General features: G+C 59.6%; 16 protein-coding genes. 10 read left to right on the forward strand and 6 right to left on the reverse strand.

Annotated elements, in window-relative coordinates; translation table 11 throughout:
* Positions 1–42: 42 nt before the first annotated feature.
* The 9 genes from QO231_RS00470 (at position 43) to QO231_RS00510 (ending at position 8,732) form a co-directional block, all read left to right on the forward strand.
* Complete coding sequence (locus tag QO231_RS00470) at positions 43–1,050, forward strand: PhoH family protein (protein WP_316771932.1); 1,008 nt, start codon at positions 43–45, stop codon at positions 1,048–1,050.
* A gap of 386 nt (positions 1,051–1,436) precedes the next feature.
* Positions 1,437–2,441, forward strand: coding sequence for a Bug family tripartite tricarboxylate transporter substrate binding protein (locus tag QO231_RS00475; protein ID WP_316771935.1), 1,005 nt, complete (start codon positions 1,437–1,439; stop codon positions 2,439–2,441).
* 20 nt (positions 2,442–2,461) lie between these two features.
* Complete coding sequence (locus QO231_RS00480) at positions 2,462–3,121, forward strand: tripartite tricarboxylate transporter TctB family protein (RefSeq protein ID WP_316771938.1); 660 nt, start codon at positions 2,462–2,464, stop codon at positions 3,119–3,121.
* A complete protein-coding gene (locus tag QO231_RS00485; RefSeq protein WP_316771941.1) occupies positions 3,118–4,629 on the forward strand; it encodes a tripartite tricarboxylate transporter permease in 1,512 nt (503 codons plus the stop codon). Before QO231_RS00480 ends, QO231_RS00485 begins: the two co-directional genes overlap by 4 nt.
* A 190-nt stretch (positions 4,630–4,819) precedes the next feature.
* Positions 4,820–5,695, forward strand: coding sequence for a TIGR01459 family HAD-type hydrolase (locus QO231_RS00490; RefSeq protein ID WP_316771944.1), 876 nt, complete (start codon positions 4,820–4,822; stop codon positions 5,693–5,695).
* Between the two features lie 102 nt (positions 5,696–5,797).
* The gene (locus QO231_RS00495) at positions 5,798–6,241 is read left to right on the forward strand and encodes a MaoC family dehydratase (protein WP_316771947.1); all 444 of its coding nucleotides are present in this window, start codon (positions 5,798–5,800) and stop codon (positions 6,239–6,241) included.
* 48 nt (positions 6,242–6,289) lie between these two features.
* Positions 6,290–7,222: a bifunctional riboflavin kinase/FAD synthetase gene (locus QO231_RS00500; RefSeq protein ID WP_316771950.1), complete on the forward strand. Its 933-nt coding sequence runs from the start codon at positions 6,290–6,292 to the stop codon at positions 7,220–7,222.
* Positions 7,219–7,689: a YcgN family cysteine cluster protein gene (locus tag QO231_RS00505; protein WP_316771954.1), complete on the forward strand. Its 471-nt coding sequence runs from the start codon at positions 7,219–7,221 to the stop codon at positions 7,687–7,689. Before QO231_RS00500 ends, QO231_RS00505 begins: the two co-directional genes overlap by 4 nt.
* A complete protein-coding gene (locus QO231_RS00510) occupies positions 7,689–8,732 on the forward strand; it encodes a threonine aldolase family protein (protein ID WP_316771957.1) in 1,044 nt (347 codons plus the stop codon). Before QO231_RS00505 ends, QO231_RS00510 begins: the two co-directional genes overlap by 1 nt.
* An 8-nt stretch (positions 8,733–8,740) precedes the next feature.
* On the opposite strand, the gene QO231_RS00515 is transcribed toward QO231_RS00510, so the two are convergent.
* Positions 8,741–9,556: an alpha/beta fold hydrolase gene (locus QO231_RS00515; RefSeq protein ID WP_316771960.1), complete on the reverse strand. Its 816-nt coding sequence runs from the start codon at positions 9,554–9,556 to the stop codon at positions 8,741–8,743.
* Positions 9,553–10,155 (reverse strand): 2-hydroxychromene-2-carboxylate isomerase, encoded by a 603-nt coding sequence (locus QO231_RS00520; protein WP_316771964.1) that lies wholly within the window; start codon positions 10,153–10,155, stop codon positions 9,553–9,555. Before QO231_RS00520 ends, QO231_RS00515 begins: the two co-directional genes overlap by 4 nt.
* A gap of 107 nt (positions 10,156–10,262) precedes the next feature.
* Between QO231_RS00520 and QO231_RS00525 the strand changes: the two genes are divergently transcribed.
* The gene (locus QO231_RS00525; RefSeq protein WP_316771967.1) at positions 10,263–11,282 is read left to right on the forward strand and encodes a ribose-phosphate pyrophosphokinase; all 1,020 of its coding nucleotides are present in this window, start codon (positions 10,263–10,265) and stop codon (positions 11,280–11,282) included.
* A 14-nt stretch (positions 11,283–11,296) separates the two neighbouring features.
* Here QO231_RS00525 and QO231_RS00530 read toward each other — a convergent pair whose 3' ends face one another.
* The 4 genes from QO231_RS00530 to QO231_RS00545 all read right to left on the reverse strand — a co-directional run bounded on the left by QO231_RS00530 (position 11,297) and on the right by QO231_RS00545 (position 14,564).
* Complete coding sequence (locus QO231_RS00530; protein ID WP_316771970.1) at positions 11,297–11,647, reverse strand: H-type lectin domain-containing protein; 351 nt, start codon at positions 11,645–11,647, stop codon at positions 11,297–11,299.
* 170 nt (positions 11,648–11,817) lie between these two features.
* Positions 11,818–12,234, reverse strand: a complete 417-nt coding sequence (locus tag QO231_RS00535) for a F0F1 ATP synthase subunit epsilon (RefSeq protein WP_316771973.1) — start codon at positions 12,232–12,234, stop codon at positions 11,818–11,820.
* A gap of 11 nt (positions 12,235–12,245) precedes the next feature.
* Positions 12,246–13,670, reverse strand: a complete 1,425-nt coding sequence (gene atpD, locus QO231_RS00540; protein WP_316771976.1) for a F0F1 ATP synthase subunit beta — start codon at positions 13,668–13,670, stop codon at positions 12,246–12,248.
* A gap of 18 nt (positions 13,671–13,688) precedes the next feature.
* Positions 13,689–14,564 carry a F0F1 ATP synthase subunit gamma gene (locus QO231_RS00545; RefSeq protein WP_316771979.1) on the reverse strand — a complete coding sequence of 292 codons (876 nt, stop codon included), beginning with the start codon at positions 14,562–14,564 and terminating at the stop codon, positions 13,689–13,691.
* Positions 14,565–14,575: the final 11 nt, after the last annotated feature.

The raw sequence follows: 14,575 nt of genomic DNA on the forward strand, positions 1-14,575 counted from the left end.
CGTTTGAAGAGAACTGCCAGAGCGGCAAACGAGGAGAACTGATTGGCCACAAGTGCCCTGACCCCGCCCACGACCGATACGACACCTCCCGAGGTGCTGATCGAATTTCCGGACAATCGTCTGCTGATCGACCTTTGCGGGGAACATGATCGCAACCTCGTCGATATCGAAGCCAAGACAGGCGTACAGATCGTACGCCGGGGCAACCAGCTCTCGATCCTGGGGGATGCTGACAGCCAGAAACAGGCGTCTGATGTGCTGACATCGCTATACGCGCGGCTCGAGAGCGGGCGCGAGGTGGAAACCGGTGACATTGACCGCGAGTTTCGCATGGGTGGCTCGGACGAAGACACGGGCAGCCGCGACGGTGACCAACTCGAGATGTTTCGCGGTGGCAAGGTCGAAATCAAAACCCGCAAGAAACTGGTCGAGCCGCGCACTGCTGCCCAGAAGGACTATGTTCTTTCGTTGTTTGAAAACGAAATGGCCTTCGGGATCGGCCCTGCGGGCACCGGCAAGACCTATCTCGCGGTTGCGGTGGGCGTGTCGATGTTCATTGGCGGCGAGGTCGATCGGATCATCCTGTCGCGCCCGGCGGTCGAGGCGGGTGAAAAGCTCGGTTATCTGCCCGGTGATATGAAGGACAAGGTCGACCCCTACATGCAGCCGCTTTATGACGCGCTGAATGATTTTCTGCCGGACAAGCAATTGGCCAAGCTGATCGAGGACAAGCGGATCGAGATCGCGCCGCTGGCCTTCATGCGTGGGCGCACGCTGGCCAATGCCTTTGTGGTTCTGGACGAGGCGCAAAACGCCACGGCGATGCAAATGAAGATGTTCCTGACCCGCCTAGGCGAAGGCAGCCGGATGGTCATTACAGGTGATCGCAGCCAGGTGGATCTGCCGCGTGGCGTGCCATCGGGCCTTGCCGATGCAGAACGGTTGCTAAAGACGGTTCCCAAGATCAGTTTCAACTATTTCACGTCAAAGGACGTGGTACGGCATCCGCTCGTCGCTGCGATCATCGAGGCCTACGAGGCCGACACCTGAACAGCACCTCGATGACGCAGGCGGGTAGGAGCGCATCTGGTCAGGGTGCTTTCTTGATGTATCAGTCATTCAGTACCAAGACACCATGACGTCAGTGTGTGAAGAGGCGGTCGCCATAACCTTTCGTGTTGAACCAACATCACCGAACGCGCCCTGAAATCATGGATTTCAATGCGTTAGGGGATGTTGGATACGCCGGGTCAAACGCGAGACGTGCCAGATCGGTACTTTGGCGCCTTCACAATCTCGTCTGTTCGCTTTGCAATCCTGATTCAACCGGAATGAGAGAACGCGAGTATTTGACGTTCCCTCGCCCTCGGGTCACAGTCTTGGCAATGGATGGTTTGATTGCGATGCTGTCCATTTTGTCTTCAGGGAGGGACCAGATGAAGAATGTCGTTCTTGGCGCTATGTCCGCCATTGCGTTTGGCATGACCGGCGCGCTCGCCGATGATTACCCAAGCAAGGAAATCCAGGGTATCATTCAATGGGGTGCGGGAGGCTCTACCGATACCGTAATGCGCTCGGTTACGCCCCATGCCGAAGAGGCTTTGGGCGGCACGATTGTCATGCAGAACATGACCGGAGCGGTCGGAGCGATTGCGCTCAACCACGTCGCGGACAGCGCGGCTGACGGCTATACCCTGATGATGGGCGCGGAAAACCCCATGCTCTACAAGGTCATGGGTCTTGGCGACAAGGACTATGGCGATTTCATTCCTATCAGCATTCTGGCGCGCGGAACACCGATTCTGGTGGCCAACAAGGATGCGCCCTTTGACGATTATGCGGGTATGATGGAACATATCAGGGCCAATCCCGGCGAGGTGCGTTTCGGCGCGACCGGTCCCGGCGGCCTGCCGTCGGTGATCACCGCGATGATCAGCAGCGTTGAAGGCGAACTGGACGTTATTGCGGTTCCCTATGACGGTGATGGCCCGGCGCTGACCGCGCTGCAAGGTGGCGCAGTTGATGTGATGCCGGCTGTTCTGGGCATTGCCATCGAAGGTATCCGCGCCGGGAACATGAAGCCACTTGCGGTGTTTGATACGTCCAAGAGTGAATACCTGCCCGACACCGCAGCGGTCACCACGTTCAACGAAAGCTATGAAACCTACGTGCCTTGGGGGCCATTCTTTGGCGTATTCGTACCCAATGGCACGCCGGATGATGTGGTTGCCAAGCTGTCCGCCGCCTATGCCGAGGGCGCGAAGAACCCGGAATTCGTCGACCTGATGGAAGGCCGGGGTTTCACGTTGATGGGCATTTCGGGGGACGAGGCAACAGCGTTTCTGTCGAAATGGCAGCAGGGAACGGCATGGTTGATGCATGACGCCGGACTGACCAAGGCGTCGCCTGAAGAGTTCGGAATTTCACGCCCGGGCGAATAACACCTGACAGGCGGCCACGCATGCCGCCCTGGACAGGGAACGCCGCGTTTCCGGCCGAAGCGCGGCGTTTTCAATTGGCGGGTGCCGGCGGACGGCGCATCGGGGAATGGATGGACAGGATTGAAACGGAGCACCATGATGGCACGTCCGATGCGGCCCCCGGCGGCTATGGGGACTGTCGCCGCCCCGGCGAACTGGCTTTCGGACTGTTCCTGCTGATCGCAAGCTGCGGCCTTTTTTGGAATGCCTATGGCATAGCCGGTTTCGAGGCCTTGTCGTCACCCGGAGCGATCCCGATGGCGACGACCGTGGTGATGGTGATCACAAGCCTGATCGTGGTCTTGCGCACAGCGCGTCTGCCACTCACGCCGAATGAAACGCTGCGTCGCGATATTCTGCCCCTGACCGTGGTGCTGTTCACGGTCTTGCTGGTGATCTACGGCGTCTTGCTGAAACCGCTTGGCTTCCTGCCGACTTCAGCGCTGTTTCTGGTGGTTGCGATCAAGGTTCTGGCCAGGAGAGGCTGGGGCTGGACCATCCTGATCTCGCTTGGCAGCCTCTTGCTGATCTGGCTGATCTTCCGCATCGTGTTTTCCGTTCTGATGCCCTCGGGCATCGTCCCGGAGGCCGAGTTCATCCAGATTTTTCGCGTCATGTTCAGTGGCGGAGCCACTAAATGACTGTGTTTCTCGATTTTCTGACCGTCTTCACGCATCCACAACTGCTGATGCTGGTGGGGCTTGGGACATTTGCCGGTGTTTATGTGGGCGCGATTCCGGGCCTTTCGGTCACGATGGCCGTGTCGATCCTGATCTCGTTCACCTTTTCCTGGGATGTCTATCCCGCGATTTCGCTGATGATCGGGATCTACATGGGCGGAGTCTACGGCGGTTCGCGCACGGCGATCCTGCTGAACATCCCCGGTGCCCCTTCGGCGATTGCCACGGCGCTTGACGGCTATCCAATGGCCAAACGTGGCGAGGCAGGGACGGCGATCGGCGTCACCACGGTGATGTCGTTCCTTGGCGGATTCGTCGGCATTGGAGTCCTGGCACTCGCGGCACCGTTTGTCTCCGACTTCGCGCTCAGGTTCCAACCGCGTGACTACATGTTGTTGGCAGTGCTCGGTATTCTCCTTGTCGGCTCACTTTCAACGGGCAGTCTGGTCAAGGGCATTTTCGCCGGTGCGCTGGGGATCGCCATCGGTGCCGTGGGTCGCGATCCGCTGACCTTTACAGAGCGGTTCACCTTTGACTTCCAACTGATGCAAGGCGGGATTTCCTTTATTGCGGTGATGATCGGGATGTTTGGTGTGTCCGAGGCGCTGACGCAGCTGCACCATGTGAACAAGGACGCCGTTCGGCAAAAGATTGACCGGATCGTGCCGTCCTTTGCCACGATCAGGAAGTACCTGCCGCTGTCGCTTCAGACCTCGTCCATCGGCGTGATCATCGGTGCGTTGCCCGGCACTGGCGGCGATATCGCGGCGTTGATGGCCTATGACCATGCCAAACGTGTGACAAAAAATCCCGACCGGCCCTTTGGAACCGGCGCGATGGAAGGGCTGGTTGCGCCTGAAACCGCCAACAATGCCGCCGTTGGCGGAGCGTTTATCCCGATGATGACCCTTGGCATTCCCGGTGATGCGGTCACCGCCATCATGATCGGTGCCCTGTTCATCCACGGGCTGAATCCCGGACCGATGCTGATGATCGATCAACCGGACATGTTCTGGTTTATCGTGGGCGCGCTGGTCATGGCCAATTGCTTTATGCTGCTGTTCGGGCTGACGGGCATCAAACTGTTCACCAAGATCGTCGAGATGCCGCGTTCGGTGCTGATCCCGCTGATCTTCCTGTTGTCCATTGTGGGGGCATATGCGGTGAACAACTCGATCACGGACGTTTACTGGATGCTCGGTTTTGGGGTCTTTGGCTACTTCATGCGCCACTATGGCTATCCATTGGGGCCGGTGATTCTGGGGGTGATCCTGTCGCGGCTTCTGGACGACAACTGGCGTCGCGCAATCATTTCAGAGCGCGAGGATCTGGGGCGGTTCTTTGAAGGCATTCTCACCAGCCCGCTGTCGCTGGTGCTGTTCATCGCTGTCATCCTGATCTTTGTATCGCAAACCCCGATTTGGCGATGGGCCAAGGCCCGTGTTCTTGGCAAGCAAGAGAGCATCTGATCATCACGCAGAACCGTGGCCCCATCGGCGGCCATATCCAAACTGCGCGGTCAAATTGCGCCGATGGCGTCAACCAGACGCCTGCCCACAACAGGCGAGTTCATTCAGCCGTGCGACGAGATCGCAGCGGTTTCCGGCTTGCGGTTCCGGCGGCGGGCGGTCACGTTCAACCCAAAGCCATGAGGACACCATGACCCAGATCATTTCGACGCTCAGCGACGTTTCCGACCGTTACAAGGCCTTGTTCGTAGACCTTTGGGGCTGTGTTCATGATGGTGTAACGGCGCTTCCCGAAGCGGTGGCCGCATTGCAGGCCTATCGTCAGTCCGGCGGTGCGGTCGTGCTTGTGACCAATTCGCCCAAACCGCGCGCAGGGGTGCGTGATCAACTCGGGACATTCGGCGTTCCGGACGACGCATGGGACAGCATTGCCTCCTCCGGCGACAGCGCGCGGTCGGCGATGTATCGCGGTATTGTTGGCAACAAGGTCTGGTTCATGGGCGAAGAAGAGCGCGATGCGGGCTTTTTTGAGCCGATCCGTGTAGTGGAAGACCCGATGGATATCACACGCGTGCCGCTGGATCAGGCCGAAGGCATCGTCTGTTGCGGACCGTTCGATCCGCAGGCCGATCCATCGGTGAATCGCCCGGAATTTCTCTATGCCAAGCAAAAGGGGATGAAACTGCTCTGCGCAAATCCGGATATCGTGGTGGATCGCGGAGAGGTGCGCGAATGGTGCGCAGGAGCGCTGGCGCAGTTGTATACCGAGATGGGCGGAGAGAGTCTCTATTTTGGCAAGCCGCATCCGCCGATCTACGATCTCGCCCGGCGGCGGCTGGCCGAACTGGATCGGCTGGTTCCCGATTCGTCGATTCTGGCCATTGGTGATGGAATTCGAACCGATATTCTTGGGGCGATGGGCGAAGATATCGATTCCCTGTTCATTACTGGTGGTCTCGCCGCGGCAGAGACCAAAACGTCGCACCAGCCCGAAAAAGAGGCTTTGGCGACCTATTTGCAAGGGGAACAGGTCACTCCGACCTATGCGATTGGTAAGTTGCGCTGACCTGAATAAGATTTGACTTTCTGCGTCTGCAAAGTAATAAAGTTACGACCTGTGGTCGAATGTTGATCAAAAATTACTGAGCCGATGACGAACGAGGACCCCATGTTAGACAATTTGCCCCGTGGCACGATCTGTATCGAAGATATCGAGATGGGCATGTCGCGCCACCTGCGCAAGGTTGTGACCGATGAAGATATCGAGATGTTCGCACAGGTATCGACCGACCGGAACCCGGTGCATCTGGATGATGACTATGCGCGGGATACCATCTTTGAAGGGCGCATCGCGCACGGGATGCTGACCGCCGGGCTGATTTCAGCGGTGATCGGCGAGCAGCTTCCGGGCCATGGTACGGTGTATATGGGCCAGTCGCTGAAGTTCCTTGCGCCGGTTCGTCCGGGCGACACGGTCTATGCCGAGGTCAAGGTGATTGATATCGACATGGGCAAGCGCCGGGTCAAACTGGATTGCCATTGCGCCGTGGATGGCAAGAAGGTGCTGATCGGCGAGGCGATGGTGATGGCCCCGAGCCGCAAGTTCGACTAGGCCACCGGCCCACTTGCGCGCAGACGCATTGCCCGCTACGCAACGCAAATGCGGATCGTGCGTGACTATCAATTTGTCCAGGCAGCGGATCGCGGCGCAAGCGTCGCGATTGGCAACTTTGACGGTGTCCATCTGGGCCACCAGACGGTGATCGATATTGCCCGGCGGGCTGCCCCGGACGCGCCTTTGGGCGTGCTGACATTTGAACCACATCCCCGCGAATTCTTTGCTCCCGACGCGCCGCCCTTTCGTCTGATGGGGCGCGAGGCACGGACCAGCCGCCTTGCAAAGCTGGGTGTCGAGCGCCTGTATGAGCTGGCCTTCAACGCGTCGTTGGCCGCGCTCAGCCCCGACGCGTTTTCCCGCAATGTGATCCGGGACGGTTTCGGCCTGAAACACGTCGTCGTGGGAGATGATTTCTGCTTTGGCCAAGGCCGGGCAGGGACTGCAGCGGACCTGGTGCGCCATGGCAAGGAAATGGGCTTTGGCGTCACCATCGCCCCACTGCTTGAAAGCGCGGACCGGACTGTTTCGTCCACCGCGATCCGAACCGCGCTAGGCGAAGGTCGCCCACGGGATGCGGCGGCGATGCTGGGGCACTGGCATCGGATCGAGGGCGAGGTGATCACCGGCGAGCAACGCGGCAGGGAGCTTGGTTTTCCGACGGCCAACATGTCGATCGCCGGTATTCACCCGCCCGCCTTCGGGGTCTATGCGGTGCTGGTTGACGTGGTCGATGGTCCGCATGCCGGGAGCTATCACGGTGTGGCGTCGCTGGGCGTGCGGCCGATGTTTGGCAAGAACCAGCCAAACCTTGAAACCTACCTGTTTGATTTTACCGGTGATATTTACGGAGCGACCTTGTCTGTTGGACTGGTCGACTATCTGCGGCCGGAACAGAAATTTGACGGACTTGAGGGTCTGATTGCCCAAATGAAATCCGATTGCACCCGTGCACATGACATCCTGGCGGCCATATGAGCGATCCGATTGACCGCGCGGGCCTCGCGCCTCGATTCTGGGAACGCAAGCCGTTGCGCAAGCTGAACCAGCAGGAATGGGAGGCCTTGTGCGACGGCTGCGGCAAATGCTGTCTGAACAAGCTCGAAGACGAAGACACCGGCGATGTGGCGCTGACCCGCGTGGCGTGCAGGTTGCTGGATGATGCCAACTGCCGGTGTGCGCAATATGAAATCCGGCATCAGTTCGTGCCGGAGTGTATTGTGCTGAAACCCGACAACCTGGACAGCCACGCCTATTGGATGCCGCAGACCTGCGCCTACCGGCTGCTTTGGGAAGGCAAGCCGCTATACGATTGGCATCCGCTGCTTTCCGGCACCGCGCAGTCGGTGCATGACGCCGGTGTATCGGTTCAAGGCTGGACAGTGCCGGAATTCGAGATTCCCGAGGATGATTGGGAAGATCATATTATCGAGGAGCCGATCTGATGTTCTTTGCGTCTGACAATTCCGGCCCTGTCCACCCACAGGTGCTGGCCGCGTTGAGCGAGGCCAATGCCGGTTATGCCATGGGTTATGGGGACGACCCGCTGACGCTTCAGGTGCAGGAGCGGATTCGCGAGCTTTTCGAAGCCCCGCAAGCGGCGGTGTATCTGGTGGCGACAGGAACGGCGGCGAATGCGTTGGCGCTGGCGACCTTGTGCCAACCCTTTCAGACCGTGTTCTGCTCTCCGGTTGCGCATATCCACGAGGACGAATGCAACGCACCCGAGTTCTTTTCCGGCGGAGCCAAGCTGACGCTGGTGCCTGGCGGGGACAAGATGACGTCAGCAGCCTTGGCCGCGACAATTGCCAAGGAAAATACGCGCGGCGTGCATGGGCCGCAATGCGGGCCGGTGTCGATCACCCAGGTGACCGAGCGGGGATCGGTCTATTCACTGGACGAGTTGCGCAGCCTGACCTCTGTTGCGCGAAAGCACGACCTGCCGGTGCATCTGGATGGAGCACGGTTTGCCAATGCGTTGGTTCGGCTGAGCTGTTCGCCTGCCGACATGTCTTGGCGGGCTGGGGTAGATGCGCTTTCCTTCGGGGGGACCAAGAACGGGCTGCTCGGCGTCGAGGCAGTGCTTTTTTTTGACCCCGATAGAGCGTGGGAGTTTGAACTTCGCCGCAAGCGGGGCGGGCATCTGTTTTCCAAGGGTCGCTATCTGGCGGCGCAGATGGCGGCCTATTTGACAGATGATCTGTGGCTGATATCCGCCCGTGCGGCGAACGCCGCCTGCGACCGGCTGGCGGCAGGTCTGCGCGCTGCAGGGGCCGAGTTTGCACATGCGCCGGACGCCAATATGATCTTTGCCGCCATACCCCGTGCCGTGCATCAGCGGTTGCATGATGCCGGTGCGGTCTATCACCTCTGGGATGGCGCTCTGGACGGGGATGATCCTCAAGAGATGCTCACCGCGCGACTGGTCTGTGACTGGTCGATCAGCAATGCCCGGATCGACCAGTTTCTGAATGTGTTGAACAGCTGACGAACGCTCTATTCTGTGACCTGTGCAAAGTGCCGCCGCAGATGGGCCGCGGTTTCGTCTGGATGGGTGATCGGCAACATGTGCCCTGCACCCTGGACGACATCGGACTGCGCGTGCGGTATCCGCCGGGCGAGTCCGTCATTCACGGCAGTGATGATCTCTTCGGTTCGACTTCCACGAATCAAGAGCACGGGCATCTTCAACGCTTGCAGAACGCCGGGACGGAGCAGACCGGGCCGGTCGTCATAGATCGCAGAATTGCTCGCCGGGAGGATATGAATACCCCGTGTCATGGCCGCGCGGGTTTCCTCGCGCAGATCGGGCCATCGCGTTCCGCCATCCCCCCAGGCTCGATTGAACAGGCGCGCAGCAAGGGCCGAATCTCCGGCCTCCAGTGCCTCGAACACCGGGCGAACCCCTTGTGATTGCCGGGCCACGAGATCGGGTGCATCCTGCGCGGCAACGGCAAAAAACACCGGTTCGATCAGAGTCAGCGTCCGCACCAGATGCGGGTGTTCAACGGCAAGGCGCAGACCGATCAGCGCGCCGAAGGAATGGCCGACCACATCCATGGGGCTGTCCAAAAGCCTCGCAACCGCCTGGTTCATGAGGTCGGGAAAATCGCCCTTGCCATCCCAATCTGGACTGCGCCCATGTGAAAACATGTCGGGGGCAACAAAAGTCGCTTCCTTCTCCATCAACTTGGTGACACCCCGCCATGCGCCGGAGTGCGCTATGGTGCAATGCAAGGCCAGCACGCGCCGGGCGCCATGTCCAAAGCATCGGCTGTACACTGTGTCCGGATCGGTGGTTGTGACCGTCACGGGCGACTGGTCGTCAGATGCGCGTCCAGATCGTCAAGCCGGTCCTGTCCCCAGAAGCGCTCTCCATCCGCCGTGACATAGAAGGGCGCTCCGAAAACGCCTTTCTCGACTGCGTCTTCAAGATTGGCGGCATAGGTTTCGGCCCCCTGCAACAATCCGCTATCCGCCAGCGCCGGATCAAACCCGGCACCACTGAGGCAGTCACGAACCACGTCATCCTGGGCGATATCCTTTTCCTCGACCCAACAGGCGCGCAGAACGGATCGGACCAAGGCCCCGACATCACCACCGCCCGCTGCCTGCGCTGCGATGATTGCGTAGGAAGACGGGGCCATGTTGGTCGGAAAATGCGCGGGTTTCAGATTGAACGGCATATTCAGGCGTTTTGCCTGCCGCACAAGGTCCTGGCTGCGATACTGCATGCGCGAGGGGTGCCGGTCCTTCGGGGCGATTCCGCCGGTGCGGCCAAACAATGCCATGAGATCCAGCGGCTTGTAGGTGATGGATGCGCCATGCCGGGCGGCACTCTGTTCAAGCCGATCATCGGCCAGGTAGGTGAACGGCGATATTGTCGCAAAGAAGTAATCAATGTTGGCCATCTGCTGAATTCTCTCCGGCTATTTCTTTGCGGGACGGTAAGGCCATGCTAAGCGGTGTCAACATCACGAATCTGTCACAATTGCCTAACCCTCCGGGAACCCATGATATGCCTCAGTCGACCGAACCAAAGCTGATCGCCGGAAATTCCAACCTCCCCCTGGCCACCGGGATCGCAAAGCGGATGACGATGCACAGGGGAATCCACACCGGACTTGTGGATGCGCGGGTCGAACGGTTCAACGACGGCGAGATCTTTGTCGAAGTCTACGAGAACGTCCGCGGCGAGGATATGTTTATCATCCAGTCGACGTCGAATCCGGCGAATGACAACCTGATGGAACTGTTGATCATGGCGGACGCGCTGCGCCGATCGAGTGCGGCGCGCGTGACGGCGATTTTGCCGTATTTCGGCTATGCCCGTCAGGACCGTCGCACCAAGGCGCGTACGCCTATTTCGGCCAAGCTGGTCGCCAACATGATGGTCGGCACCGGGATCGAGCGGGTTCTGACCATGGATCTGCACGCCGCGCAGATACAGGGATTTTTCGACATTCCGGTGGATAACCTCTATGCGTCGCCGGTCTTTGCGCTGGATATCAAGACCCATTTCAAGGATCAGATGAGTGACCTGATGGTGGTGTCGCCCGATGTCGGCGGCGTGGCGCGGGCGAGGGAATTGGCCAAGCGCATCAACTCACCGCTGGCGATCGTGGACAAGCGGCGTGAAAAGCCCGGTGAAATCGCCGAAATGACGGTGATCGGCAATGTCGAAGACAAGATCTGCCTGATCGTTGACGACATGTGCGATACGGCCGGAACCTTGTGCAAAGCGGCCGAAGTCCTGTTGCAAAACGGCGCGCGCGAGGTGCATTCCTATATTACACATGGGGTGATGAGCGGGCCTGCGGTCGAACGCGTCACCAACTCGGTCATGAAGTCGTTGGTCTTGACCGATACGATTCAGCCGAGCGAAGCCGTACTTGCGGCAAAGAACATCCGCATCGTTCCCACCGCGCCGGTGTTTGCGCAAGCGATCCTGAACATCTGGAACGGCACATCGGTGTCATCGCTGTTTGAGGATGCGACACTGACCCCGATCTATGAGTCGCTCTACTCTGCCGCCTGACCGCGTCTTGCGGGTCAGTAAAGTTCCCAGTCGTCCCCGTGGGGAAGCGCACCGATTGCAGTCCAGGCGGCACGGATGCGGGCAATGCGGGTATCGGCCCAGGTTCTGAACACGATATCAAAGCCTTGTGCCGTCACTTCGCGCGCCACCACCTCGGCACGGAAAGCTGTCGTTGTTTTCACATCCCACAGCGAGACAGACACCTGTACGACTGGGGCTTCGCGGTAGGCCTGGCTGAATTCAACGTGCCTGCGGCATTCGCGGGGGCCGCTACCTGCCCACATTTCGCCATCGTCTTCGAAATCGGAAAACAGCACGACATCGCCCTGATCTATGCCAAGCGGATGTGATTCAAGTCGTTTCATACGGCCAATCTGGGACTCTGGTGTTTGAGACTGCAATAATTATCCGCGAATTCGCTCGATTGCTAGGCGATTGATGGGCGTTTGATGGGCAAAGGCGCGGCAAGAACAGGCAATGAAAAACCGGCCCCAAAAAGGCCGGTTCTAAATCTTCAGGGACTGGCTGAGCCGGATCAGACGTTGATGTGATCACCCAGAGCAACCATGTCCGCCAGCATCTTGGCTGCGTCGTCCACGGGGCCGGGCTCGTTCTTGAAGGTTTCCTTGGCCGCTTCATGCGTGGCGCGGGCTTCTTCGATCATCTCGTCGATCTGGGCCCGGGTCACTTCACCGATCGGCATCGCCTTTTCGGCAAGCACCGACAGGCTGGTCGCGTTGATCTCGGCAAAGCCGCCGGAAACCAGGTATTCCGCCTGCCCGGCGGGTCCGTCGATCCGCAGCACGCCGGGGCGCAGGGTGGTGATGACAGGGGCATGATCCGGCATCGCCGTCAAATCCCCGTCCGCACCCGGGATCAGGACCGAGGTCACCTCGAGCGAAGCGAGGCTTCGCTCGGGGCTGACCAGGTCGAATTGCATTGTATCTGCCATCAGGCTGCTCCTCAGGCTGCGTCTGCGGCCATACGCTCGGCTTTGGCCAGAACTTCATCGATGCCACCGACCATATAGAACGCACCTTCGGGCAGGTGGTCATACTCGCCGGCCACAACCGCCTTGAACGAGGCGATGGTGTCGTCAAGCGGAACCTGCACACCGGGCGAACCGGTGAAGACCTGGGCAACGTCGAACGGCTGCGAGAGGAAACGCTGGATTTTCCGGGCGCGGGCCACGGTCAGCTTGTCCTCTTCGCTGAGTTCATCCATGCCGAGAATGGCGATGATGTCCTGCAGCGATTTGTAGCGCTGAAGCGTTTCCTGCACATCGGTGGCGACCTTGTAGTGCTCTTCGCCAACAACCGACGGGTCTAGCAGACGCGAGGTCGATGCCAGCGGATCCACGGCCGGGTAGATGCCCAGTTCCGAAATCGCACGGTCAAGAACGGTGGTCGCATCGAGGTGCGCAAACGATGTTGCCGGCGCGGGGTCGGTCAAGTCGTCCGCGGGCACGTACACGGCCTGAACCGAGGTGATCGAGCCGGCCTTGGTCGAGGTGATGCGCTCCTGCATCGCGCCCATGTCGGTGGCCAGCGTCGGCTGGTAGCCCACGGCAGAGGGGATACGACCCAGAAGGGCGGACACTTCGGAACCGGCCTGGGTAAAACGGAAGATGTTGTCCACGAAGAACAGAACGTCAGCACCGGTCTCATCGCGGAACTGCTCGGCCAGGGTCAGGCCGGACAGGGCAACCCGCATACGGGCTCCCGGAGGCTCGTTCATCTGGCCGTAGACCAGCGCGATCTTGCTTTCTTCCAGATTGTCCGGGACGATAACGCCCGACTCGATCATCTCGTGGTACAGGTCGTTGCCTTCACGGGTCCGTTCACCCACGCCGGCGAACACAGACACACCCGAGTGCACCTTGGCGATGTTGTTGATCAGTTCCATGATGAGAACCGTCTTGCCAACACCGGCACCGCCGAACAGGCCAATCTTGCCACCCTTGGCGTAGGGCGCCAGCAAGTCGATCACCTTGATACCGGTGGTCAGAACTTCAGACTCTGTGGCCTGGTCCGCAAAATCTGGCGCTTCCTGGTGAATAGAACGGCGGGCGGTCGCATTGACCGGGCCTTTTTCGTCCACGGGTTCGCCGATCACGTTCATGATGCGGCCCAGGGTGGCGGTGCCGACGGGAACCGAAATCGGCTCGCCCAGGTCGGTGACTTCGGCGCCACGAACCAGGCCCTCGGTTGCATCCATAGCAACGGTCCGCACGGTGTTTTCGCCGAGGTGCTGCGCAACCTCGAGGATCAGGCGGTTGCCATTGTTGTCGGTTTCCAGGGCGTTCAGGATTTCGGGCAGCTGGTCGTCGAACTGAACGTCCACGACGGCGCCGATGACCTGGGTCACTTTGCCTTTTGCGTTTGCCATGTGTTTGTCTCCGGTTCTTTAGAGCGCTTCCGCGCCCGAGATAATTTCGATGAGCTCGTTGGTGATCACAGCCTGACGCGAACGGTTGTACTGAATGGTCAGTTTGTCGATCATTTCACCCGCGTTCCGGGTCGCGTTGTCCATCGCGGACATCCGCGCGCCCTGTTCGCTGGCGCCATTTTCGAGCAGAGCCGCAAAGATTTGGGTCGCCACGCCACGTGGCAGCAGATCGGCGAGAATCGACTGTTCGTCCGGTTCATAGTCGTAAACCGTGCCGTTTGCCCCATCTTCGGGCGCGTCGAAATCCGCAGGAATGATCTGTTGCGCGGTCGGGACCTGGGTGACAACGTTGACGAAGCCCGAATAGAAGATCGTTGCAACGTCGAATTCACCCGCATCGAACCGTGCCAGAACATCCTTGGCGATCCCCTGAGCGTCGGAATAGGCAACACGTTTGATCTCGGTCAGGTCCACGTGACCGACGAAGTTGTCCTTCAGGTCACGCTTCAATTGATCCCGGCCCTTTTTGCCGACGGTCAGGATCTTGACGGTTTTACCAGCCCTCTGCAGTTCCTGCGCCTTGGCCCGTGCCAGTTTCGCGATGTTGCCGTTGAAGCCGCCGCACAGACCGCGCTCGGCGGTCATGACGATCAGCAGGTGAACCTGATCACTGCCCGTGCCGCTCAGCAGCTTGGGCGCGGAATCAGATCCGCCAACCGACGCAGCCAGTTGTCCCATGACGGCATTGAACCGCTCCGTGTAGGGACGTGACTGTTCGGCACTCTCCTGCGCGCGGCGAAGCTTCGCCGCGGCAACCATTTGCATGGCCTTGGTGATCTTGCGAGTGCTTTTGACACTCGCGATCCTGTTTTTGAGAACCTTGAGGTTTGCCATCAGTCAGCCCC

The organism is Sedimentitalea todarodis (assembly GCF_032595355.1).
In the GTDB taxonomy this organism is placed as follows: domain Bacteria; phylum Pseudomonadota; class Alphaproteobacteria; order Rhodobacterales; family Rhodobacteraceae; genus Sedimentitalea; species Sedimentitalea todarodis.

What these genes read in the sequence shown, in the direction of transcription:
- QO231_RS00505 (WP_316771954.1), top strand. Translation starts at nt 7,219, where the DNA reads ATGAGCGATCCGATTGACCGCGCGGGCCTCGCGCCTCGATTCTGGGAA.
- QO231_RS00520 (WP_316771964.1), bottom strand. Translation starts at nt 10,155, where the DNA reads ATGGCCAACATTGATTACTTCTTTGCGACAATATCGCCGTTCACCTAC.
- QO231_RS00490 (WP_316771944.1), top strand. Translation starts at nt 4,820, where the DNA reads ATGACCCAGATCATTTCGACGCTCAGCGACGTTTCCGACCGTTACAAG.
- QO231_RS00545 (WP_316771979.1), bottom strand. Translation starts at nt 14,564, where the DNA reads ATGGCAAACCTCAAGGTTCTCAAAAACAGGATCGCGAGTGTCAAAAGC.
- QO231_RS00525 (WP_316771967.1), top strand. Translation starts at nt 10,263, where the DNA reads ATGCCTCAGTCGACCGAACCAAAGCTGATCGCCGGAAATTCCAACCTC.
- QO231_RS00495 (WP_316771947.1), top strand. Translation starts at nt 5,798, where the DNA reads ATGTTAGACAATTTGCCCCGTGGCACGATCTGTATCGAAGATATCGAG.
- QO231_RS00510 (WP_316771957.1), top strand. Translation starts at nt 7,689, where the DNA reads ATGTTCTTTGCGTCTGACAATTCCGGCCCTGTCCACCCACAGGTGCTG.
- QO231_RS00480 (WP_316771938.1), top strand. Translation starts at nt 2,462, where the DNA reads ATGCCGCCCTGGACAGGGAACGCCGCGTTTCCGGCCGAAGCGCGGCGT.
- atpD (WP_316771976.1), bottom strand. Translation starts at nt 13,670, where the DNA reads ATGGCAAACGCAAAAGGCAAAGTGACCCAGGTCATCGGCGCCGTCGTG.
- QO231_RS00485 (WP_316771941.1), top strand. Translation starts at nt 3,118, where the DNA reads ATGACTGTGTTTCTCGATTTTCTGACCGTCTTCACGCATCCACAACTG.
- QO231_RS00475 (WP_316771935.1), top strand. Translation starts at nt 1,437, where the DNA reads ATGAAGAATGTCGTTCTTGGCGCTATGTCCGCCATTGCGTTTGGCATG.
- QO231_RS00535 (WP_316771973.1), bottom strand. Translation starts at nt 12,234, where the DNA reads ATGGCAGATACAATGCAATTCGACCTGGTCAGCCCCGAGCGAAGCCTC.
- QO231_RS00530 (WP_316771970.1), bottom strand. Translation starts at nt 11,647, where the DNA reads ATGAAACGACTTGAATCACATCCGCTTGGCATAGATCAGGGCGATGTC.
- QO231_RS00500 (WP_316771950.1), top strand. Translation starts at nt 6,290, where the DNA reads ATGCGGATCGTGCGTGACTATCAATTTGTCCAGGCAGCGGATCGCGGC.